The 19,363-nt window shown below is 58.3% G+C and carries 20 protein-coding genes; 7 read left to right on the top strand and 13 right to left on the bottom strand.

What is annotated here, in order from left to right:
• Positions 1–17: 17 nt before the first annotated feature.
• From rodA to AB731_RS07425, 5 genes are read right to left on the bottom strand one after another with little or no spacing between them, the layout of a single operon-like run.
• Positions 18–1,136, bottom strand: coding sequence for a rod shape-determining protein RodA (rodA, locus tag AB731_RS07445; protein WP_047093645.1), 1,119 nt, complete (start codon positions 1,134–1,136; stop codon positions 18–20).
• Positions 1,133–3,160: a penicillin-binding protein 2 gene (gene mrdA, locus AB731_RS07440; protein ID WP_047093646.1), complete on the bottom strand. Its 2,028-nt coding sequence runs from the start codon at positions 3,158–3,160 to the stop codon at positions 1,133–1,135. The genes rodA and mrdA overlap by 4 nt, the downstream gene beginning before the upstream one ends.
• A gap of 4 nt (positions 3,161–3,164) precedes the next feature.
• Entirely contained in the window at positions 3,165–3,719 is a 555-nt protein-coding gene (locus AB731_RS07435; RefSeq protein ID WP_047093647.1) for a hypothetical protein, read from the bottom strand.
• Positions 3,719–4,645: a rod shape-determining protein MreC gene (gene mreC, locus AB731_RS07430; protein ID WP_047093648.1), complete on the bottom strand. Its 927-nt coding sequence runs from the start codon at positions 4,643–4,645 to the stop codon at positions 3,719–3,721. Before mreC ends, AB731_RS07435 begins: the two co-directional genes overlap by 1 nt.
• A 35-nt stretch (positions 4,646–4,680) precedes the next feature.
• Complete coding sequence (locus tag AB731_RS07425) at positions 4,681–5,727, bottom strand: rod shape-determining protein (protein ID WP_047093649.1); 1,047 nt, start codon at positions 5,725–5,727, stop codon at positions 4,681–4,683.
• Positions 5,728–5,911: 184 nt separating this feature from the next.
• On the opposite strand from AB731_RS07425, the gene mutL reads away from it, so the two are divergent.
• Together mutL and AB731_RS07415 are read left to right on the top strand one after the other, a co-directional pair.
• Positions 5,912–7,738 (top strand): DNA mismatch repair endonuclease MutL, encoded by a 1,827-nt coding sequence (gene mutL, locus AB731_RS07420; RefSeq protein ID WP_047093650.1) that lies wholly within the window; start codon positions 5,912–5,914, stop codon positions 7,736–7,738.
• The gene (locus tag AB731_RS07415; protein WP_047093651.1) at positions 7,738–8,238 is read left to right on the top strand and encodes a hypothetical protein; all 501 of its coding nucleotides are present in this window, start codon (positions 7,738–7,740) and stop codon (positions 8,236–8,238) included. The genes mutL and AB731_RS07415 overlap by 1 nt, the downstream gene beginning before the upstream one ends.
• A 1-nt stretch (position 8,239) precedes the next feature.
• Here AB731_RS07415 and AB731_RS07410 read toward each other — a convergent pair whose 3' ends face one another.
• Genes AB731_RS07410 through AB731_RS07385 form a run of 6 tightly spaced genes read right to left on the bottom strand, consistent with a single transcriptional unit; the run spans position 8,240 to position 12,587 of the window.
• A complete protein-coding gene (locus tag AB731_RS07410) occupies positions 8,240–8,983 on the bottom strand; it encodes a MauE/DoxX family redox-associated membrane protein (protein ID WP_047093652.1) in 744 nt (247 codons plus the stop codon).
• A 36-nt stretch (positions 8,984–9,019) separates the two neighbouring features.
• Positions 9,020–9,835 carry a DUF1206 domain-containing protein gene (locus AB731_RS07405; RefSeq protein WP_047093653.1) on the bottom strand — a complete coding sequence of 272 codons (816 nt, stop codon included), beginning with the start codon at positions 9,833–9,835 and terminating at the stop codon, positions 9,020–9,022.
• Between the two features lie 58 nt (positions 9,836–9,893).
• Complete coding sequence (locus AB731_RS07400) at positions 9,894–10,607, bottom strand: NYN domain-containing protein (RefSeq protein ID WP_047093654.1); 714 nt, start codon at positions 10,605–10,607, stop codon at positions 9,894–9,896.
• Positions 10,608–10,657: 50 nt separating this feature from the next.
• Positions 10,658–11,299 carry a carbonic anhydrase gene (locus tag AB731_RS07395; protein WP_047093655.1) on the bottom strand — a complete coding sequence of 214 codons (642 nt, stop codon included), beginning with the start codon at positions 11,297–11,299 and terminating at the stop codon, positions 10,658–10,660.
• Entirely contained in the window at positions 11,299–11,607 is a 309-nt protein-coding gene (locus tag AB731_RS07390) for a P-II family nitrogen regulator (RefSeq protein WP_047093656.1), read from the bottom strand. Before AB731_RS07390 ends, AB731_RS07395 begins: the two co-directional genes overlap by 1 nt.
• Complete coding sequence (locus tag AB731_RS07385) at positions 11,604–12,587, bottom strand: sodium-dependent bicarbonate transport family permease (RefSeq protein ID WP_047093657.1); 984 nt, start codon at positions 12,585–12,587, stop codon at positions 11,604–11,606. Before AB731_RS07385 ends, AB731_RS07390 begins: the two co-directional genes overlap by 4 nt.
• 85 nt (positions 12,588–12,672) lie before the next feature.
• Between AB731_RS07385 and lipA the strand changes: the two genes are divergently transcribed.
• Together lipA and AB731_RS07375 are read left to right on the top strand one after the other, a co-directional pair.
• Positions 12,673–13,623 (top strand): lipoyl synthase, encoded by a 951-nt coding sequence (lipA, locus tag AB731_RS07380; protein ID WP_047093658.1) that lies wholly within the window; start codon positions 12,673–12,675, stop codon positions 13,621–13,623.
• Positions 13,623–14,084 carry a type II toxin-antitoxin system RatA family toxin gene (locus AB731_RS07375; protein WP_047093659.1) on the top strand — a complete coding sequence of 154 codons (462 nt, stop codon included), beginning with the start codon at positions 13,623–13,625 and terminating at the stop codon, positions 14,082–14,084. The genes lipA and AB731_RS07375 overlap by 1 nt, the downstream gene beginning before the upstream one ends.
• Here AB731_RS07375 and AB731_RS07370 read toward each other — a convergent pair.
• Positions 14,045–14,542 carry a CinA family protein gene (locus AB731_RS07370; RefSeq protein WP_047093660.1) on the bottom strand — a complete coding sequence of 166 codons (498 nt, stop codon included), beginning with the start codon at positions 14,540–14,542 and terminating at the stop codon, positions 14,045–14,047. The two genes, AB731_RS07375 and AB731_RS07370, sit on opposite strands and share 40 nt — an antisense overlap.
• Positions 14,539–15,714, bottom strand: coding sequence for a bifunctional 2-C-methyl-D-erythritol 4-phosphate cytidylyltransferase/2-C-methyl-D-erythritol 2,4-cyclodiphosphate synthase (locus AB731_RS07365; RefSeq protein ID WP_047093661.1), 1,176 nt, complete (start codon positions 15,712–15,714; stop codon positions 14,539–14,541). The genes AB731_RS07370 and AB731_RS07365 overlap by 4 nt, the downstream gene beginning before the upstream one ends.
• Positions 15,715–15,789: 75 nt before the next feature.
• Here AB731_RS07365 and dusB point away from each other — a divergent pair, with 75 nt between their 5' ends.
• Genes dusB through AB731_RS07350 form a run of 3 tightly spaced genes read left to right on the top strand, consistent with a single transcriptional unit; the run spans position 15,790 to position 19,310 of the window.
• The gene (gene dusB, locus AB731_RS07360; RefSeq protein ID WP_047093662.1) at positions 15,790–16,812 is read left to right on the top strand and encodes a tRNA dihydrouridine synthase DusB; all 1,023 of its coding nucleotides are present in this window, start codon (positions 15,790–15,792) and stop codon (positions 16,810–16,812) included.
• The gene (locus AB731_RS07355) at positions 16,809–17,879 is read left to right on the top strand and encodes a two-component system sensor histidine kinase NtrB (protein WP_047093663.1); all 1,071 of its coding nucleotides are present in this window, start codon (positions 16,809–16,811) and stop codon (positions 17,877–17,879) included. The genes dusB and AB731_RS07355 overlap by 4 nt, the downstream gene beginning before the upstream one ends.
• Before the next feature lie 24 nt (positions 17,880–17,903).
• Complete coding sequence (locus tag AB731_RS07350) at positions 17,904–19,310, top strand: sigma-54-dependent transcriptional regulator (RefSeq protein WP_047093664.1); 1,407 nt, start codon at positions 17,904–17,906, stop codon at positions 19,308–19,310.
• Positions 19,311–19,363: the final 53 nt, after the last annotated feature.

The following is a 19,363-nucleotide window of genomic DNA, read 5'->3' as shown; positions in this document are numbered from 1 at the left end:
AAGTTTGCACCAAGGCCTCACAATTTGCGCTCGCCACTCTGGCGGTTCCACCGTTCTACCATCATGAGGCCGCCCACACACAGCATGTTCGTCATCATCGAAGATCCCCCGTGGCTCATGAAAGGCAGTGGGATACCGACCACCGGTGCCAGGCCCATCACCATCATCAGATTGACGGCGACGTAAAAGAAAATCGTTGCCGTCAGTCCGCCGGCAAGCAGGCGCGAAAACCGGTCTTGAGCATCGCGAGCGACGATCAGGCCCCAACGCAGCACAATGCCGAAAATCAGCAGGACCAGCAGGCCGCCCAGCAGTCCCCATTCCTCAGCCATGGTAGCGAATACGAAATCGGTATGCGGTTCCGGCAGATATTGAAGCTGGCTCTGCGACCCTTCGCCAAAGCCCTTTCCGGTCATTCCGCCGGATCCGATGGCGATCTGCGACTGGATGATGTGATAGCCATTGCCTTGTGGATCGCTTGCCGGATCAAGGAAGGTCAGGACGCGCTGTTGCTGATAGGGCTGCAGGGCAAATTGATAGAGCAGCGGCACGGCAATAATCCCTGCAATACCGCCTCCAATGAACCACTTCTGCGGGATGCCCGCCAAAAACATTACAACTACCCCCCCGAAGGCAATCGCCAGCGAAGTGCCAAGATCAGGTTGCAGCAGCACAAGACCCATGGGCAGGGCAATCAATCCAAGCGGAATGAGCAGAGCGCGCCATGAACCGATCATGCCCACAGGCAATCCGTGGAAGAACGCGGCGAGAATAAGGATAATTCCCGGCTTCATCACTTCGGAAGGCTGCAAGCGTATGAAGCCCAGTTCCAGCCAGCGCTGACTACCGCCGCCGATCTGACCGGCTATCTCCACCGCCAACAGCAGAAGCAGGACCGCAAGATATCCCGGTATGGCCGCAAATCGCGCCCATTCCTGTGGAAAGTACGAGATGACCAGCGCCACGACCAGAAACACGCCGTATCGTATGAGGTGCGACGAGGCATAAGGGCTCATCGAGCCGCCTGCCGCAGAGTGCAGAACCGCAGCCCCGAACGCTACCAAGAGCGTCAATGGAATTACGACGCGCCAAGGGAACTCCGCTACCACGGGGGGAAGGGCGACAGCACCTCTCATGTTACGTTTTCATCAGACCGCGGCGTTGCATCTTCGCGCGGAGTAAAGGCGTCGGTGTCTGCAACTTGCGGTTCGGCAACTGCGGCGCGTGCCTCTGCATCGACCTGCCGTGCCAGAGTGATTGGCGGAGGAGCAGGGGGAAGATCGACACCTGCTGCGGTGGCATATGCATTATACTGCCGGTCGAGCCGTTCCTGCGCCGTCCCGCCCCACTGGGCTTCAAGGCTGTGCAGCGCATCAAGACCCTTTTGCGGATCAAACAGAAACGTCATGACGTCACGCGCTACGGGGTAGGCAGAGCCTGAACCACCGCCATGTTCGATCACCACTGCACCGGCGTAGCGCGGATTGTCGAATGGCGCGAAGAAAATGAAGAGCCCATGGTCGCGGTAACGCCACGGTCCTGTGCGTCCATCCGACAGGTTCAGGCCAACGACCTGCGCTGTTCCGGTCTTGCCAGCCATCAGCACGTCTTCGACGGGCAAGCGCGCGCGGCCAGCGGTGCCAGGGCCGTTGACGACATCGCTCATCGCTTGGCGAATGTATGCCTTGTATTCGCTGCTGACACCCATACCGGCAAACTGCGGCCTGGTGTTGTTCAGCACAAGGCGCGGCGTCACCATTTCCGATGTGGCGAGACGAGAGGCCATAACTGCGAGTTGCAGGGGACTGGCCAGCATGTAACCTTGTCCGATCGTCGCGTTCACTGTGTCGAACGCGGCCCATTCGCGCCCGTACTTCTCCATTTTCCAGTCAGGATCGGGCACCGTTCCATAAAACTGGCTGACAACAGGCAAATCGAACTGCTGTTGCATTCCGTACTTCTTGCAAGCTTCTGCAATGGGCCACATGCCTGTGCGCTGAGCCATCGCATAAAAATACACGTCGCAGCTTTGGTAGATGGCCTTGGCCAGATCTACGCTACCGTGCCCACCGCGCTTCCAGCAGCGAAAAACGCGATTGCCGACACGAAGCCCGCCACTGCAATTCACCGTCTGATCCGGGTCAACACCTTCACCAAGCAGGGCCATACCCACTGTAGGCTTCACGGTTGAGCCGGGCGGGTACAGGCCTTGCAGCACCTTGTTACGTAGTGGGACCCGGTCGTTCTCGCTCAGCATCGAATATTCCAGCCGGCCGATGCCATCGGAAAAGCTGTTAGGATCGAAACTGGGCATGGAGGCCATGCACAAAAGGTCGCCGGTCATGCAATCCATGACCACGACCGAACCTGATTCAAGGCCAATACGCCGCGCAGCATAGTCCTGGAGCGGGCCGTCGATCGTCAGCCGCACAGCCTGCCCCTGCACATCATCGCGTGTTTCAAGATCGCGCACGATGCGGCCCGATGCAGTCACTTCAACGCGGCGCGCGCCGGGCTCTCCGCGCAAAGTCTGTTCGAACTGCTGTTCCAGTCCGTCCTTGCCCATCTTGAAGCCGGGGGTGAGCAGCAAAGGCTGCGGTTCCATCTCATACTCCTCCCGGCTGGGTGCACCGACATAACCTATCAGATGGCCAACAGAGGCGCCGGTTGGATAAAAGCGGGAAAAACCGCGCTGCGGAACAACGCCGGGCAATTCCGGTAGTCTCACGCTTACAGCAGCAAATTTTTCGTATTGCAGCCCGTTTGCGACGGGCACCGCGGCAAAACCGCGCGAGTCTTCCACCCGTTCCAGAAGGTCGATCTTTTCGACTTCGGTAAACCCAAGCAATTCGCCCAGCAGGTTCACCGTCGCTTCGGCATCATGCAATCGCTCTGGAATGATATCGACGCGAAAATCCGCACGGTTTGATGCCAGCGGAGATCCGTCCCGGTCGAGTATCCAGCCGCGGCGGGGCGGGATCAAGGTAAGATTTACGCGGTTACTTTCCGCTTCCATCTCGTATTTTTCGTTCTCGGCGACTGCGATATAGCCCATTCGCGCAGCAAGCAGACAGCCGATGCCGCCTTGAATAGCGCCCACGACAAAGCTGCGCCGTTCAAAGGTTTGCCTGAGCGAGTTGGAAGATAACTTGCGTTCCATTTACCTAGCCGATCTTTCGGACCCGCGTCAGCCGCATGCGGTCGAGCAGCGCGACAAGCTGCGCGACAACAGGGAAAAGCAGGACAGCCAAGGCTAGCTGGGGCAAAATGATCGGATACTGAACCAATGGCAGACCTGATCCGGAAAATAGCGTTGCAAGAAAAAGATACAGCGTCACAAAAATGGCTGCAATTCCCCAATCCTGCCAAAAGCCTCGCCAGGGAAAGCGCACTTCAATCAGATCCAGCGCAATCATGGTCAGCGAGAAAAGCAGAATGCCGGAACCGAGTGGCTGGCCGGAAAACAAATCATCAAAAAATCCGAGCGGCAGACCTGCCCACATCGGAAGAAGCCCCGGCCGCAGGACACGCCAAGCCAGCAGGAAAAGGTAGCCCAGTGGTGGAAGGATCGGCAGCGGTGCGATGATCGGCAGCAGCGGCGATAGCGACGCGAGCAAGATCATCACCCACGGTATGCCATATGCCAGCACGGGAGAATGGTCGCGATTGATCTTGCTGCCGAATTGATCGCGCCGCGCGCTGGGATTGAACTGCTCCATCAGTCCGATTCGCTGTCTGCGGTAGGTGTGCCGCCATCGACAGGTTGCTCTATTTGCAGGGGAGTATCAGCAGCTTCGATAGCCTCTGGTTCAAAAATCGGTTCAACCACGACGAAATCGGTTGCTGCCGGATTGCTCAGCAATTGGCCGATTGCGCCGTCATTGGTGATTTGTGTGACCATCGCCACGGCAACTCCTGGACGAAACAGTCCTCCAGCGCCCGATGTGACGAAAATATCGCCTTCTTCAAGCGGATTGATACCAAGGTTGATCAGTCTGATGCGCAGCGATCCATCAGCGCGTCCCTCTGCAAAGGCGACCACATCGTCGACCGCCCGGCGTACCGGAACGATGCTTTCCGGATCGGTCAGAAGAAGCACGCGCGAAGTTGTGCGCCCTGTTTCCAGTATCCGCCCGACCAGACCCATTGGTGACGTCACCGGCATGCCGACAGCAACGCCATCATTGCGGCCAGCAGACAGATAACCAAAACGCCGTGTGCTGGCCGAACTGGATCCGATCAGACGACCGATTGCAACGGGCGGCTGTTCGCTGTCACGCAGATTGAGCACAGCCTTCAGCCGGGCATTTTCCTGTTCCAGGGCGCGCATTTCTGCCAGCCGGACCCGGGCGATTTCATTCTCCCGCTCAAGCTCGGCGTTCTTGTTGCCAGCGTCGTAATAACCCGCAATGGCTTCAAAGAAACTGCGTGATCCTGTGCGGGTTACGGCCCCGGCCTCGCCAACCGGAGACGCCGCATCGGTAGCCATGCTGCGCAGACCGTAAAAAGCGTCGGGCCGCCACAGCGAAATGATCAGCAACAAGGCGCCGATTACCGCTCCAACACTCGCAAAGACATAGCCGGCAAAGCGGCCAAGCTGTGCCTTCTTGTTGGACCCCGAGATTTGCGCCGAAGGCGGTGCCATTGCGGCCCGCTCCCCCTTTAATTGGTGTTGTGGCCTTACGCCGTCATCAGGACGCCGCGGTAGATCGGGTCCTCCATTGCCTTGCCAGTACCGATAGCCACGCAGGTAAGCGGGTCTTCGGCTACGCTGACCGGCAATCCGGTTTCTTCCCTGATATGAGCATCAAGCCCGGCGATCAGCGCGCCGCCACCTGTCAGGACGATGCCCTGGTCAACAATGTCGGCCGCGAGCTCGGGTGCCGTGTTTTCGAGCGCTATGCGCACACCTTCCACAATCGCACCAATCGGTTCTGACAGGGCTTCTGCGACATGTGCCTGGTTGATGTTGATCTCTTTCGGAACGCCGTTCACGAGATCGCGGCCCTTGATGACGATGGTCTCGCCAACGCCATCATCCGGCACAGTCGCAACGCCGTATTCCTTCTTGATCCGTTCCGCCGTGGCATCGCCGATCAAAAGGTTATGGTGGCGGCGCACGTAGGAAACGATGGCTTCGTCCATCTTGTCACCGCCGGTACGAACTGACGTTGTATAAGCAAGCCCGCGCAAGGAAAGGACCGCGACTTCTGTCGTGCCGCCGCCGATGTCGACAACCATGGAGCCGACCGGCTCGGTCACCGGCATATCCGCGCCGATGGCTGCGGCCATGGGTTCAAGGATCAGGAAAACTTCGGAAGCGCCTGCATTGCTTGCGGCATCGCGAATGGCGCGGCGTTCGACAGAGGTCGACCCCGACGGTACGCAAATCACGATTTCAGGGTAGCGCAGAAGGGTCTTTTTGCCGTGAACCTTGCGTATGAAATGCTTGATCATCTCCTCCGCGATTTCGATGTCGGCGATCACGCCGTCACGCAGCGGGCGAATGGCTTCGATGCTGTCCGGGGTTTTGCCCATCATCATCTTCGCGTCTTCGCCAACGGCCTTGACGCGCTTGATGCCGTTGATCGTTTCGATTGCGACAACGGAAGGTTCGTTGAGCACGATGCCGCGATCCTGAACGTACACAAGCGTATTGGCCGTCCCGAGATCGATCGCCATATTTTGCGAACCGAATTTAAAGAGATTTGAGAAGAAGGAACCCATCGAATAACCCGTTTTCTGAATTGCCGTCGATCGCGCGAGAATCCGCGGTGAGAAATCTCTGCGCTGCGGAAGATGATGCCCCTTAACGCGCTGGCGCAGCAAACGCCAAAAATTTTGTCGAAAAGCACACAGTTTTGTCGCGGTTCACCTCGAAAAAGGGCCAGTTGGTCTATAAGGCCTGCTAATGCCGAATATTCGTCGCCTTCCAGAAACGCTCGTGAACCGCATCGCTGCGGGCGAAGTTGTCGAGCGTCCGGCATCTGCGCTGAAGGAATTGGTTGAAAATGCGCTCGATTCCGGCGCCCGGCGGATTACCGTTTCAATAGTCGAAGGTGGGCTCGACGCGATTGAAGTCACCGATGATGGGTGCGGGATGACGCCGGAAGAGATGGCGCTTGCGCTGGAGCGGCATGCGACGTCCAAATTGCCTGACGAAGCGATCGAACAGGTTTCGACTTTGGGCTTTCGCGGGGAAGCGCTCCCGTCGATAGGCAGTGTCTCCAAATTGACGATCGAAAGCCGCCCGCGCGGCAGCGATCAGGGTTGGCGGCGAGTCGTCGATCATGGCGCGCCGGCGGCAGAAGGACCGGCGGCGCTTCCTCCCGGAACGCGTGTCCGGGTCGAAAACCTGTTTGCCAAAATCCCGGCACGGCGCAAATTCCTGCGCACCGCTCGCAGCGAATACGCCGCCTGCCACGATATCGTGCGCCGATTGGCAATGGCACGGCCCGAAGTGGCCTTCACCTTCATACATGGCGAGCGGCGTATCTTTGCGGTTCAGGAAGGGCAGGAAGCCGGTGAGCGGGTTGCGCAGATCGTAGCGCGAGAGCTGGCTGATAATGCCGTCGAAATCGATCTTGAACGGCCAAGTGCAGAGGGAGTGATGCGGCTCAGGGGCATTGCAGGTCTGCCAACTTACAATCGTGGCGTGGCCGATCATCAATATCTGTTCGTCAATGGCCGCCCGGTGAAAGACCGGCTGCTGACGGGCGCGGTGCGCGGCGCCTATGCTGACATGCTTGCGCGAGATCGGCATGCCGTGCTGGCGCTGTTCCTTGAAATTCCTTTCGCCGATGTAGATGTGAATGTGCATCCGGCCAAAACCGAAGTCCGCTTCCGCGATGCAGCAGCAGTGCGCGGCTTCATTGTCAGTGGCCTGAGGCAAGCGCTTTCGACTGGCGACAGGCGGAGCGCTCAGGCTCCGGACAGCGGCGCTATGGGGCGCTGGCAGGCAGAACCTCTTCGTGATGACCCGTCACCGGCGCTGCGAAGTATTTTTGCAGAGCGGGACTGGTCAGCCCCGTCCGGTGGGCGTGTGGCTGAGGCTCCGGCCGGATGGGACAGCGGTACCGCAACCCTCCCGCATGATGGGGCCATGCCGCAGGGAAGGGCGGAAACAGCAGAAGCGCTCCCTGAAGATGCCAGCGATTACCCGCTCGGCATCGCGCGTGGGCAAGTCGCCAACACTTACATCGTGGCAGAGGCGGCAGATGGATTGGTGCTTGTGGACCAGCACGCCGCGCATGAGCGGATCGTGCTTGAGCGGCTCCGCGCAGCGGGTGCAGGCGACAAGGTTGCGGCAAGTCAGGCTCTACTCATGCCTGATGTTGTTGAACTGGATGAACCAAGCTGTGATCGGCTGGAGGAACAGGCTGAGCACTTCGCCGTATTGGGTCTGGTGATTGAACGTTTCGGCCCCGATGCGATGCTGGTTCGCGCTATGCCCGGCGTGCTGAAAAAGGCCGATCCCAATGCGCTGCTGCGGGATCTGGCTGATGATATTGCCAACCATGGCGCATCGCTTCTTTTGAACGAGAAGATCGAGCATGTTCTGGCCACTATGGCTTGCCATGGATCGGTCAGGGCAGGCCGGACGCTGAATGTCGCGGAAATGAACGCGCTGCTTCGCGAAATGGAAACGACGCCGCGATCGGGACAGTGCAATCACGGCCGCCCGACATGGGTGAAGTTGTCGATGGACGACGTTGAGAAACTTTTTGGGAGGCATTGATGGTCCGTATCGCAATTCCGGCTATTTTGCTGATCACCACGGCATGCACAGAGGCGCCGCTAGAAGCCGAGCAGGAAAGCGAGAATGCGGCGCTTGCAGAACGCGTTCGGGAAGCCAATGATGCGGGGCCTCCAATAGAGCAGGTGGTGCCTGAGACTATCGGCTATCCCGACATGGAAGCAAACGATCTGCTCGGTCTGGCCTGTGCTTACGCACCAGGGACAAGCATGGGCGTCCGCGTGATCGCACGGGAGACGGATGCCTGGATGAAGATCGACGGCGAATTGGTGCGTTTTGCCGCTGACCCTGGATCACGCGAATTGCCCGCCAAATCACGCACGTCCTATAATGGCCAGAAATACAGTCTGCGGCTGGATGTCGGCGGAACTGTTGCTGAGGGCGAGATCGAAGCCACGACCTACGAAGGGACCATGTGGCTTTATGATCGCTGGGACCGCGTGATTTATACCGGCAGCGGAACTACCAATTGCGGCGCCTAATTCAGCTTAAATAATGGCGGGTTAGCATCCACATGGCCATCGCCATCATTGCCAGATTTTCCGTCAGGGACACGAAGCCCAATGGCACATTCGCACTGCCGCCAACACAAGCGCATTTGATATCGCGCTTCTGGATGTAGACCGCATGGATTACGCTCGCAGCGCCGATGGTTCCAATAATAAAAGCAAGCGGGATCGATAGCCAAGGCAACACGCGTCCAGCCATGAGTATCGCCGCCAGCGCTTCCAGATACGGATAGGCGTAGGCATAGGGAACGAAACGTTTTGCCAGCAGATCGTAGCCGACAAACATTGAAGAAAATTTCTCGACATCCTGCAATTTCAGCATCGCCAGCATGGCCATGGAAAAGGCAACGAACCATTCGGCCGCCCGGATAGTGAAAGGCGTTTGAAACGCCCACCAACTCAATGAAAGTGCCAATCCGAGGCCGACGGCAAATAACGCGATGACCGGGCGATAACTTGTCGCGTTTTGATCCGGCAGCGGTTTGCCGAAATGCGCGCGAAGATCATCGTATCCCCCGATGCGCTTGCCTTCGATAATGACCTGCGGGGTCGTCTTGACGTCATGCTCTGCCTTGAACGCGTCGATTTCCTCGCGCGTGGCAAGGTGATGATCCTCCACGGCAAATCCATTGCGTTCAAGCAGGTACTTCGACTTGATCCCATATGGGCAGACATGGCTGTCCATTACCATCCGGTACAACTGCGCGGTCTTCGTCATGTCCAACCTCCGATACCCCTGCGGGTATTTGATACTTCACGTACGGAAGGTGGGCGCGCCAGCATTGCTATCAAGGTCGGGGATGATCCTGTAACGCGCAAGGATAAGGCTGAAGATACCAAACAGAAGCAGGCCAATTGCTGTGATTGTGAAAACAGCGCCTTCACCGGCCAAGCTGGCCACAGCGTCTCCAAGCGTCTTGATCTGATCAGCGCCCGCCGACATGAAACCCGCTTGGAACAATGACCATCCGATAACCGCATAAACGACCCCGCGTGCGGCATATCCCGCCCCGCCAAGCCACCGTGTGGCACTGGGTGCTTGCCCGCTGATGCGGTGCATGAATTCGCCCGAGAGACCCTTCTTGGCCTGGAATATGGCAACCACGAAAAAGATGAGACCAAGGATGCCTATCACTGTGCCGCCGAAATCCATCGACAACACGCCGGATGCGGCTTCCTGCGCGCCGCCGCCACTTTCGCCGGAGCTGCTTGGCCCGCCTGAGCTGCTTGCAAACTGGTAGGCCGAATAGGCCAGGGCCAAGTGGCCGATGCCGCTGCCTGCATGGCCAACACGCTTGGCCCAGCCTTTTGCGTCGGAGCCGGTGTTTTCGATATCGAATATGGGCGAGCAGAAACGGAACAGGGCGTAAGCTGCGAGACCGATTACCATGATCCAGAGGATCGCAGTACCAGCGGGATAGCTCTGGATGGCTTCAAATATGCCGTTGGTGCCCTTTGCGATTTTGTCTGCGCTGGTAAGCGCGATAAGCCCGAGGACAGTGTACAATATCGCACGGCTGAAATAGCCAACGCGGACCAACCAATTAAATTTTTCGGACTTGTCGACCATTGGATTTCCCTGTTCAGATTTGAGCAACCAACTGGCCAGGTGCGAAATTGTGCCCGAATTATCGTAGGCGCTTCACATAAAGCTGCTTGTCCTCGCGCCGCTCCATTTTGAAATTGTCGCGCGCTTCGCGCATCAGGTCCGAAAGGCGTTTGAAACCGTGATTGCGGACATCGAAGCTGGAGCGGTTGCCAGCGATCTGGCCGACTTCCTGTAGCCTGGCGAAGCCATCATCGTCGCGACTGGCAGCTTTCCACGCTTCGCCAAGCAGATTGATCAGATCCTTGTCGAGCGGCGTCGTTTCGCTACCGGTTTTGTCATCGGCAGAATTGGTGCGGATCAGCTGATCGACATCGATGTAGCGTGTGCAGGCGGACTTGAACGCTTCGGGTGCCTTATCTTGGCCGAAGCCGTACACGATCATCCCATCCTGCCGCAGCCGTGTAACGAGCGGAGTGAAATCGCTGTCACTGCTCATGATGCCAAAACCATCGACTTTGCCGGCATTCAGCAGATCGATCGCATCGATCGCCATGGCGATATCGGTCGCATTCTTGCCCTTGGTGAGGTCGAATTGCTGCATTGGTTGCAGGCCGAAGCGGTGCGTGATTGTGTTCCAGTTGGACAGCGCAGGCTTGGCCCAATTGCCATAGGCGCGGCGGATATTGACCTGGCCCAGCTCTGCGAGGACCGTCAGGACAGGATCGATCCCGGCATGGCTGGCGTTGTCTGCGTCTATCAGCAGGGCGATGTTCTTGAGGTGTGCTTCTGGCATGGCAGATTAGATGCCGGAGCTCGTGGGGGAGCGCAACCCTGCGCCAGCGCCTAGGTAGTGGGTTCGAACTCGCCGCTCTCGTCATTACGAACATACAGCACGCCTTCGGAAATGGCGAAGAAAGTGCCGCGCAGCTTTAGGGCGCCAGATTCCACCTTTTCCCTGACGAATGGGAAAGTGCGTAAATTGTCGATGCTGGTGCCAACGGCGGCCATTTCCATCGCGCGCTGAGCCTCTCGGCCCTCGGTGCCATAAATCGGGACGACCCGTTCCCTTGCGCTATCAAGGAGGGAGACCCAGCCAGCTACAAAACCGCCTTCGCCGGGCGCGCTTTCCTGTAATTCTCTTGTCAGCGCCGCTTTGCAGCCTCCGCAATGCCCGTGGCCCATCACGACTATCTGGCGCACGCCGAGCACCTGGACGGCAAACTCCACCGCAGCGGAAACGCCGTGCTGTCCCGGAGTTTTCTCAAACGGTGGAACCAGCGCTGCCACATTGCGAACAACAAAGATTTCACCCGGATCGACATCGAAAATCTGGGCCGGGTCCACGCGGCTGTCGGAACAGCCGATGACCATCAGCTTGGGGCTCTGCCCTTCGGCAACCAGCCTGTCATAGCGCTCTCTCTGAAGAGGATATCCTTCTTCACGGAACCGGCGATAGCCGCGCAGCATTTCGTGGAATTCTGGCATCAGAAGCGTTCTCCCCTGATAACCTCCACGTCCCACATCGTCAGCAACAGACCGTGGCTGGTGAGGATCGGGGCGAGGCTTTCAGCGAGCTGCTGCGCATTTTCCTGCGAGGCAATGGTCACGACAAGGTTCTTGTCCGTGCCCATCACACGTTCTTCGCGCCAGCGCCCGTCGCGGCCCTTGCCGGAGGATACCGGCAGCACTGTCCAGCCGGTAATTCCGACCTCGTCGATGGCGGCAGTGACGCGCTTTGTCTGGGCTTGGTCTACAAGCACTTCGATCCGTTTGCGGATGACAGTTTCGATCATGGTACCGCAGCTCCTCCACCGGTCAGCATCGCCGCAAAAGCTCCGATAAGGCCGATGTTGATCAGGACGTTGAATGGGAAAGTGATACTGAGCGACATTGTCAGATATATGCCCGGATCAGCCTCTGGCAGGGCAAGCCGCATGGCAGCAGGCACTGCGATGTAGCTTGCACTCGCGCACAAGACACCAAGCACTGCGGCTGAACCGGTATCGAGGCCGATCACCACGCCCAATGCAGTACCGATAGCGCCGTTTACCAATGGCAGGCCGATGGCGATAGCCACAAGGCGCCAGGTGAGCGAACGGGAATCCATCATCCGCCGTGCAGCAATCAAACCCATATCGAGCAGGAACAGGCACAGCACGCCCTTGAACATCGCGCCGAAGAACGGCTCTACATCGGCAAAACCGGAAGGTCCGGCGATCCAGCCGATTGCGAACGCGCCAAGCAACAGCACGACGGAGGCGTTGAACAATACCTCGTGCAGAAGTTCCTTGGTGCTTTGTCCGCCACCAGAGCCGCCGCCGCGAGCAAGCAACAGGCCGGCAAGGATTGCGGGACTTTCCATCGTGGCCATCACGGCCACCATATACCCTTGCGGGGGATTGCCCTGAATTTCAAAAATCTCGACCGCCGTGACAAAAGTCACGACGCTGATCGAGCCGTAATGCGCGGCCACGGCACCTGCATTGATGCGGTCAAGCTTCCCGAAGCCCTTCAGCAACCAGAAGGCATAAAGCGGCATAATGAAGCCGGCAGTAATCCCGGCGGCAAGTGCCGCAAGAACTGTCGCATCCAGTCCCGATTCGGCAACCTCGATGCCACCTTTCAGGCCAATCGCAGCCATCAGATATAGTGACATCGCCTTGGCGAAGGCTTCTGGGATTTCGAGATCGGATTTCGCAAGTGCGGCCAACAGACCAAGCACGAAGAAAAGAACGACGGGTGAAGTGAGTGCCTGAAGGCCGACGCTGTCCATGATCGAGCCGCATAGACACAGCTTTCAGTACGGGCAAGGGTCCCCCATTGCGTGTCCACCAGTGCTTCACTAAGTGGGCTTTGCAATGACAGACCTATCCAATCCGCCGCAGCCCGAAGAGGGCCGTCCGCAGCGCCAGCGAAAGCCTGACTGGATCAGGGTGAAAGCCCCGGTTTCCAAGGGCTATCATGAAACGCGCAAACTGATGCGGGAGCTCAACCTCAACACAGTGTGTGAGGAAGCGGCCTGCCCGAACATCGGTGAATGCTGGACCAAGAAGCACGCGACCGTGATGATTCTGGGCGACGTGTGCACGCGCGCCTGTGCCTTTTGCAACGTCAAGACAGGCATGCCGCGCATCGTCGATTCGATGGAGCCGGAAAATACCGCTGTTGCCGCGGGCAAGATGGGTCTGGAGCATATCGTCATTACCAGCGTCGACCGGGATGATCTGCCCGACGGCGGCGCGAGCCAGTTCGTGAAGGTGATCAAGGCGCTGCGCCGGGAAACACCGAACACGACGATTGAAATTCTCACCCCAGACTTCCGGGGCAAGATGCGCGCTGCGGTCGAGGCAATTTGTGAGGCCGGGCCAGACGTTTACAATCACAACCTCGAAACAGTGCCACGCCTGTATCCAACGATCCGGCCGGGCGCGCGCTATTACGCCTCGCTGCGGTTGTTGGAGGAGGTGAAGAGCCACGATCCAATGATCTTCACCAAGTCCGGTATCATGCTGGGGCTGGGCGAGCAGCGGCTCGAAGTTCATCAGGTGATGGACGACATGCGCTGCGCGGATGTCGATTTCATGACCATGGGTCAATATCTGCAGCCCACGCCAAAGCACGCGATCGTCGAAGAATTCGTGACGCCCAAGGCATTCGATGCCTACGGCGCCATCGCGCGCGCCAAAGGCTTTTTGCAGGTCGCTTCCACTCCGCTAACCCGCTCAAGCTATCACGCAGGCGATGATTTTGCGCAAATGCGCGCCGCGCGCGAGGCGAAGCTGGCCAAGGCTGCTTTGAAAGGGGCCTGATGCCGTCAATACGCGAAACCCGGCGGCTTCCCTATAGTGCGGAGCAGATGTTCGACCTAGTTGCCGACGTCGACAGGTATCCTGAATTCCTGCCGTGGGTCGTTGCCACCCGCGTGCGCGACGACAGCGAAACGGAAATGACAGCTGATATGCTGGTTGGCTTCAAGGCGCTGCGGGAAAAATTCACATCGAAAGTTGTGAAACAGCGCCCCAGCTCGATCAATGTCCATTACATCGACGGACCATTGCGTGATTTGGACAACAACTGGACTTTCCGCGACGTCGAGGATGGCGGATGCGAGATCGATTTCTGCGTCGATTTTGCCTTCAAGAACCTGATGTTCGAAACACTTGCGGGCCAGTATATTGACCGAGCATTCCGTAAGATGGTCGCCGCGTTTGAAACCCGGGCGGGCGAGCTTTACGGCAGCAGCAGTTCCAGCGCGCAAAGCGTCGCCTGACGGCGCACCCCGGCGCGGTCTTCGCCTTCGAACAGCCGTTCATCGGCAATCGGTTCTTCCTGCCCGCGCACAGCCTTGGCGAATACCACGGTGCCGACCGGCTTCAGGTCTGTTCCGCCGTCAGGTCCGGCAATACCGCTGATCGCCACAGCGACATCGGCGTCGCTACGGTCAAGTGCTCCCTGCGCCATCGCGAATGCGCAGGCGATCGAAACTGCCCCGAATGCGTCGATGATGTCGAGCGGCACTCCAAGCTCTGCCTGCTTGGATGCATTGGAGTAAGTTACGAAGCCGCGATCCAGGACAACGGAACTGCCGGCGATTTCAGTCAGGGCAGCAGCGACCAAACCGCCGGTGCAACTTTCAGCCAAGACCACTTTGCGCGCCGCCGCGGCGTTTTCCTCAACCACTCGCCGCGCGAGATCGACAATATCTTTAGGGAGAATGGAATCGCTCATGAAGGGACTGCCTTTGCGCTGAGGGTGGCAACCGCCTGCGCCGCAATACCTTCGCCGCGTCCGGTAAAGCCGAGCTTTTCTGTCGTAGTTGCCTTTACGCTCACCATTTGCACCGGAACGTCCAACAGCTCTGCAAGGCGGATACGCATGGTTTCACGATGTGGCCCGATCTTGGGGGCTTCGCACATTAGGGTGACGTCAATATTGCCAACATTCCATCCGGCATCGTTTGCCAGCCCCACTGCATATTCGACAAAGCGCGATGACGGTGCGCCTTTCCATTGCGGGTCGCTGGGCGGAAAATGATCACCAATGTCACCCTGCGCGCATGCGCCAAGGATAGCGTCAACTACGGCGTGCAGCCCGACATCGGCATCGCTATGCCCGGCAAGGCCTTTGTCGTGATCGATTTTTACGCCGCAAAGCCATAGGTCCTCGCCTGAAACAAGGCGATGGACATCAAAGCCGGTGCCGACGCGTATTGCAGGTTGGGGCGGGGCGGAAGTATCCATGAAATCCTCTGCGTATGTCAGTTTATGCAGCCTCTCGTCCCCGGCCACCAATGCGATATCATGCCCGGCGGCGCGCAGCACCTGCGCATCATCACCCGCGTCGGCCGTGCCATTCCATGCGCGATGTGCTTCCAAAATCTTGGCAAAGTGAAAGGCTTGCGGAGTCTGTACGCGGCGCAATTGTTCACGCGGGGCACTGCCGGTCATAAGATCCCGGTCAGCTGTCACAAGGCTATCGACGATCGGGAGCACCGGTATGGCGCCAGGATGCCGGCTCAAGGCGTCAAGCAATCGTACGGCAACGGCCTTGGGCAAGTCCGGCCGAGCTGCGTCGTGGATCAGAACATGATCGGGCGCGCTGTCTTCCAAGGCCTCCAGCCCCAGCCGGACGCTGGCTTGACGGGTTGCTCCTCCGGTAACCAGAACAATGCCGTCAATTCCTGTTAGCGCACTGGCCGCAACGTCATCTGCATTTTCCGGAATGACTATGATGACTTTCACAGCGCCAGCCTGGGCCAGTGCCTCTGCCGAATGACGCAAGACAGGCTTACCATGCCAAATTGCGAATTGCTTGGGAAGCGGCTGTCCTGCACGCAGCCCCTTGCCTGCGGCAACGATGATCGCGGCAAAGGACGAAGGGGTCGGAATCGGACTGGTCATGCAGCTTTGCGCGCTACCTGCTTGAGCCTCCGCTCGCAATCCACTATGCGCCTGCCTATAAATTAGGCACGAGTTATGACAGAAACCGTCAATTCTATACCACCGGCGATTACGCCTATCGATATTGGTCCCGTGCGGATCGAGTGCCCGGTCGTGCTCGCGCCGATGACGGGGGTGACGGATATGCCGTTCCGTCAGCTGGTGCGGCGCTATGGCTCCGGCCTCAATGTGACAGAGATGATCGCCAGTGAAGCCGCCTTGCGGGAAACACGCCAATCGATCCAGAAAGCACGCTGGCACGAAAGCGAAGATCCGGTTTCGATGCAATTGGTCGGCTGCGATCCGCATAGCATGTCCGAAGCGGCGAAGCTGAGTGAAGAGCAGGGTGCGGCGATTATCGACATCAATTTCGGTTGCCCGGTGCGCAAGGTAACGGGCCAGCTTGCCGGCAGCGCACTGATGCGTGAAGTGCCCCTCGCGCGTAAACTGATGGAAGCGACCGTGAAAGCGGTGGACGTGCCCGTTACAGTCAAGATGCGCATGGGCTGGGATCATGCCAGCCTGAATGCCCCCGAACTTGCGCATATCGCGGAGGATCTGGGCGTAAAACTGGTGACCGTTCACGGCCGCACCCGAAACCAGATGTACAAGGGCGAGGCTGATTGGTCTTTCGTCCGTACGGTCAAGGATGCGGTTTCAATCCCCGTCATCGTCAATGGCGATATCTGTACGATTGAAAATGCCGCAAACGCGCTTGAGCAATCAGGCGCTGATGGGCTGATGATTGGCCGCGGTGCTTACGGCAAGCCGTGGTTGCTGGGTCAGGTCATGCATTGGTGGAAGACCGGGGAGACGTTGGAAAGCCCCAGCTTCGACGAGCAGTATGAAACGCTTATCGAACATTATCACGGTATGCTGGAGCATTACGGCGAGGATGTAGGCGTCAAAATCGCACGCAAGCATCTGGGATGGTACACAAAGGGTCTGCACGGCAGCGCCGATTTCCGCAATAAGGTGAACTTCATCGACGATGCGCAACAGGTTCTTGGCGAACTGGAGCGGTTCTACGATCCTTTCTTGAGGCGCCGCGCTGCGTGAACGATCCGCAGGCGCAGGGTGGAGGGCCGGAAGCCAGCGAGCAGATCGCCGGCCTTTCGTTCGCCATGCTGCTGATCGCGCCCGATGGTACAATTTCAGAGGCCAACCCAAGCGCCGAAGTGCTGCTGGGCGCAAGCGCTTCACGATTGAAGGGCAGGGCGCTGATCGATGTCCTCCAGATTGAACAGCAACGGATCAAGGACGGGTTGCTGGAGCTGGACAGCCAGATGATTGCCCGCGGCCTGGATATGGTCGTTGGCGAACGCAACCTGCGCATCAATCTGACGATTTCCACCTTGGGGAATCATCCCGGTTGGCGCATCGTCACCCTATCCGATGCCAGTCAGGGTGAGCGTTTCGAGGAACAGGCTCGCCGCCCTGCCTTGCGCGGCCCGGCTGTGCTGGCGCATGAAATCAAGAATCCTCTTGCTGCCATCCGCGGCGCGGCGCAGTTGCTTGGCAGGAAGCTGGAACCCGGTGAACGCAAACTAACCGGACTGATCACCGATGAAGTGGACCGGATCGCTCAACTTATCGACCGGATGCAGCGGCTTGGACGGGAAAATTCAGAACCTCTCTCTCCGATCAATCTGCATCAATCCATTCGGCGCGCGGTCGAAACTGTGCAGCTCACAAGCACTGAAGCCTTGGCGTGGCGCGAGGAATTTGATCCATCGTTGCCAATGGTGCTCGCCAATGACGGTGCGTTGGTGCAGGTGCTGGTAAACCTGCTTGCCAATTCGCGGGACGCTGCGCAGGCGAATGTCGCTCCGCAAATCATGATCCGCACACGCTTTGTCAGCGGAATTGTGATGAACGTTATTCGTTTGGGTCGCCCGGTAAAGCTGCCAATCGAAGTGCAGGTGAGCGACAATGGCAAGGGCATAGAGCCGGCTTTGCGCGATCACATTTTTGAACCCTTCGTCACCAGCAAAGCCAATGGACAGGGTCTCGGGCTTGCCCTGGCTCAGAAGCTGATGCGCGATATGGATGGGCGCATAAGCCATGAACGCGATGAAGCTGGTGGATGGACGCATTTCCGCATCCATTTGCCGATGGTGCGATAAGCCAATGATTAAGGATTACGAATAATGAGCCGCCGCGTACTGCTGGTAGAAGATGATACCGCCATCGCCACTGTCCTGACAGCCGGGTTGGAGGAAGAAGGCTTTACGGTAGACGTGCAAGATAGCGTGGCGGGTCGTGATCGCGCGCTGGCAGAAGCTAGCTACGACGTTATGCTAACAGATGTAATGCTGACCGATGGTGACGGGATCGAAACTCTGGGCAAGGTTCGCAGTGCCTTCCCGGACTTGCCGGTCATCATACTTTCAGCGCAAAATACCCTTGATACGGCTGTGCGTGCAATTGATCGCGGCGCGTTTGAATATTTTCCCAAACCGTTCGATCTTGATGACGTGGTTCACGCGGCACGGCAGGCGGCTGAAGCGGGCACGCAGGAAATGGCTCACCCGGGCGAGAATGGTGACGGCCTGCCGCTGATAGGTCGCAGCCGGGCGATGCAGGATGTTTACCGCCTGATCACCCGTGTGCTTCACAATGATCTGTCCGTATTGGTGCTGGGCGAGAGCGGCACGGGCAAGGAATTGGTGGCAGAAGCTATCCATGAACTCGGCAGTCGCAAAACCGGCCCTTTCGTGGCGGTGAACACCGCAGCCATTCCGCGAGAATTGATCGAAAGCGAATTATTCGGCCACGAGAAAGGCGCTTTTACAGGCGCGACGGCGCGTAATATCGGCAAGTTTGAAGAGGCCGATGGCGGAACCCTGTTTCTGGATGAAATTGGTGATATGCCCGCAGAGGCTCAGACCAGGCTGTTGCGGGCACTTCAGTCTGGCCGCATCAGGCGCGTGGGCGGTAGCGAGGAAATCGCAGTCGATGTGCGCATCATCGCGGCGACCAATCGCGACCTTGCGCCGCTGATAGATGCCGGCAGCTTTCGCGAAGATTTATACTACCGGCTCAACGTGGTGCCGATCAAATTGCCGCCGTTGAGAGACCGCGCGGGCGACGTGGAACCGCTTGCACGTCATTTCCTTGCTCGCGCAGCACAGGAAGGCTTGCCGCGGCGCAATTTGTCCACCGATGCGGCGAAATTGCTTGATCAGCAAAGCTGGCGCGGAAATGTGCGCGAGCTACAGAATTTGGTCTACCGTGCGGCTTTGCTGGCGCGGGATGACACCATTGATGCAGCGACGATTGCCGATGTTCTGGACGACCGACCGCAAGCTACAACAGGTGATAATCACAGCATAGGCGAGGCTGTTTCGAATTGGCTGCTGCGCAGCCGGTTTAGCGATGGGCAGCTGTATCATTTATCGATGGCTGAACTTGAACGGCCGGTATTCGAGCACGCGTTGAAACGCACTGGCGGAAACCAGCTGAAGGCCGCCCAAATGCTTGGGATCAACAGGAATACATTGCGCAAACGGCTGGGTGATCTGGGCATAGACCCAGAAGCTTTCAGCCCCGGCTGATGTCACCCCGCCAGAAAGCACTTGCAAATGGGCAACAGCACTGTTGTAAGTCT

Origin of the sequence: Aurantiacibacter marinus (assembly GCF_001021555.1) — a bacterium.
In the GTDB taxonomy this organism is placed as follows: Bacteria; Pseudomonadota; Alphaproteobacteria; order Sphingomonadales; family Sphingomonadaceae; genus Alteraurantiacibacter; species Alteraurantiacibacter marinus.
This window is presented reverse-complemented; position numbering and strand designations above follow the sequence as displayed.

What these genes read in the sequence shown, in the direction of transcription:
- mutL (WP_047093650.1), top strand. Translation starts at nt 5,912, where the DNA reads ATGCCGAATATTCGTCGCCTTCCAGAAACGCTCGTGAACCGCATCGCT.
- mreC (WP_047093648.1), bottom strand. Translation starts at nt 4,645, where the DNA reads ATGGCACCGCCTTCGGCGCAAATCTCGGGGTCCAACAAGAAGGCACAG.
- AB731_RS07415 (WP_047093651.1), top strand. Translation starts at nt 7,738, where the DNA reads ATGGTCCGTATCGCAATTCCGGCTATTTTGCTGATCACCACGGCATGC.
- AB731_RS07405 (WP_047093653.1), bottom strand. Translation starts at nt 9,835, where the DNA reads ATGGTCGACAAGTCCGAAAAATTTAATTGGTTGGTCCGCGTTGGCTAT.
- AB731_RS07390 (WP_047093656.1), bottom strand. Translation starts at nt 11,607, where the DNA reads ATGATCGAAACTGTCATCCGCAAACGGATCGAAGTGCTTGTAGACCAA.
- AB731_RS07425 (WP_047093649.1), bottom strand. Translation starts at nt 5,727, where the DNA reads ATGGGTTCCTTCTTCTCAAATCTCTTTAAATTCGGTTCGCAAAATATG.
- AB731_RS07375 (WP_047093659.1), top strand. Translation starts at nt 13,623, where the DNA reads ATGCCGTCAATACGCGAAACCCGGCGGCTTCCCTATAGTGCGGAGCAG.
- AB731_RS07370 (WP_047093660.1), bottom strand. Translation starts at nt 14,542, where the DNA reads ATGAGCGATTCCATTCTCCCTAAAGATATTGTCGATCTCGCGCGGCGA.
- AB731_RS07385 (WP_047093657.1), bottom strand. Translation starts at nt 12,587, where the DNA reads ATGGACAGCGTCGGCCTTCAGGCACTCACTTCACCCGTCGTTCTTTTC.
- AB731_RS07410 (WP_047093652.1), bottom strand. Translation starts at nt 8,983, where the DNA reads ATGACGAAGACCGCGCAGTTGTACCGGATGGTAATGGACAGCCATGTC.
- dusB (WP_047093662.1), top strand. Translation starts at nt 15,790, where the DNA reads ATGACAGAAACCGTCAATTCTATACCACCGGCGATTACGCCTATCGAT.
- AB731_RS07350 (WP_047093664.1), top strand. Translation starts at nt 17,904, where the DNA reads ATGAGCCGCCGCGTACTGCTGGTAGAAGATGATACCGCCATCGCCACT.
- mrdA (WP_047093646.1), bottom strand. Translation starts at nt 3,160, where the DNA reads ATGGAACGCAAGTTATCTTCCAACTCGCTCAGGCAAACCTTTGAACGG.
- AB731_RS07435 (WP_047093647.1), bottom strand. Translation starts at nt 3,719, where the DNA reads ATGGAGCAGTTCAATCCCAGCGCGCGGCGCGATCAATTCGGCAGCAAG.
- AB731_RS07400 (WP_047093654.1), bottom strand. Translation starts at nt 10,607, where the DNA reads ATGCCAGAAGCACACCTCAAGAACATCGCCCTGCTGATAGACGCAGAC.
- AB731_RS07365 (WP_047093661.1), bottom strand. Translation starts at nt 15,714, where the DNA reads ATGACCAGTCCGATTCCGACCCCTTCGTCCTTTGCCGCGATCATCGTT.
- lipA (WP_047093658.1), top strand. Translation starts at nt 12,673, where the DNA reads ATGACAGACCTATCCAATCCGCCGCAGCCCGAAGAGGGCCGTCCGCAG.
- AB731_RS07395 (WP_047093655.1), bottom strand. Translation starts at nt 11,299, where the DNA reads ATGCCAGAATTCCACGAAATGCTGCGCGGCTATCGCCGGTTCCGTGAA.
- rodA (WP_047093645.1), bottom strand. Translation starts at nt 1,136, where the DNA reads ATGAGAGGTGCTGTCGCCCTTCCCCCCGTGGTAGCGGAGTTCCCTTGG.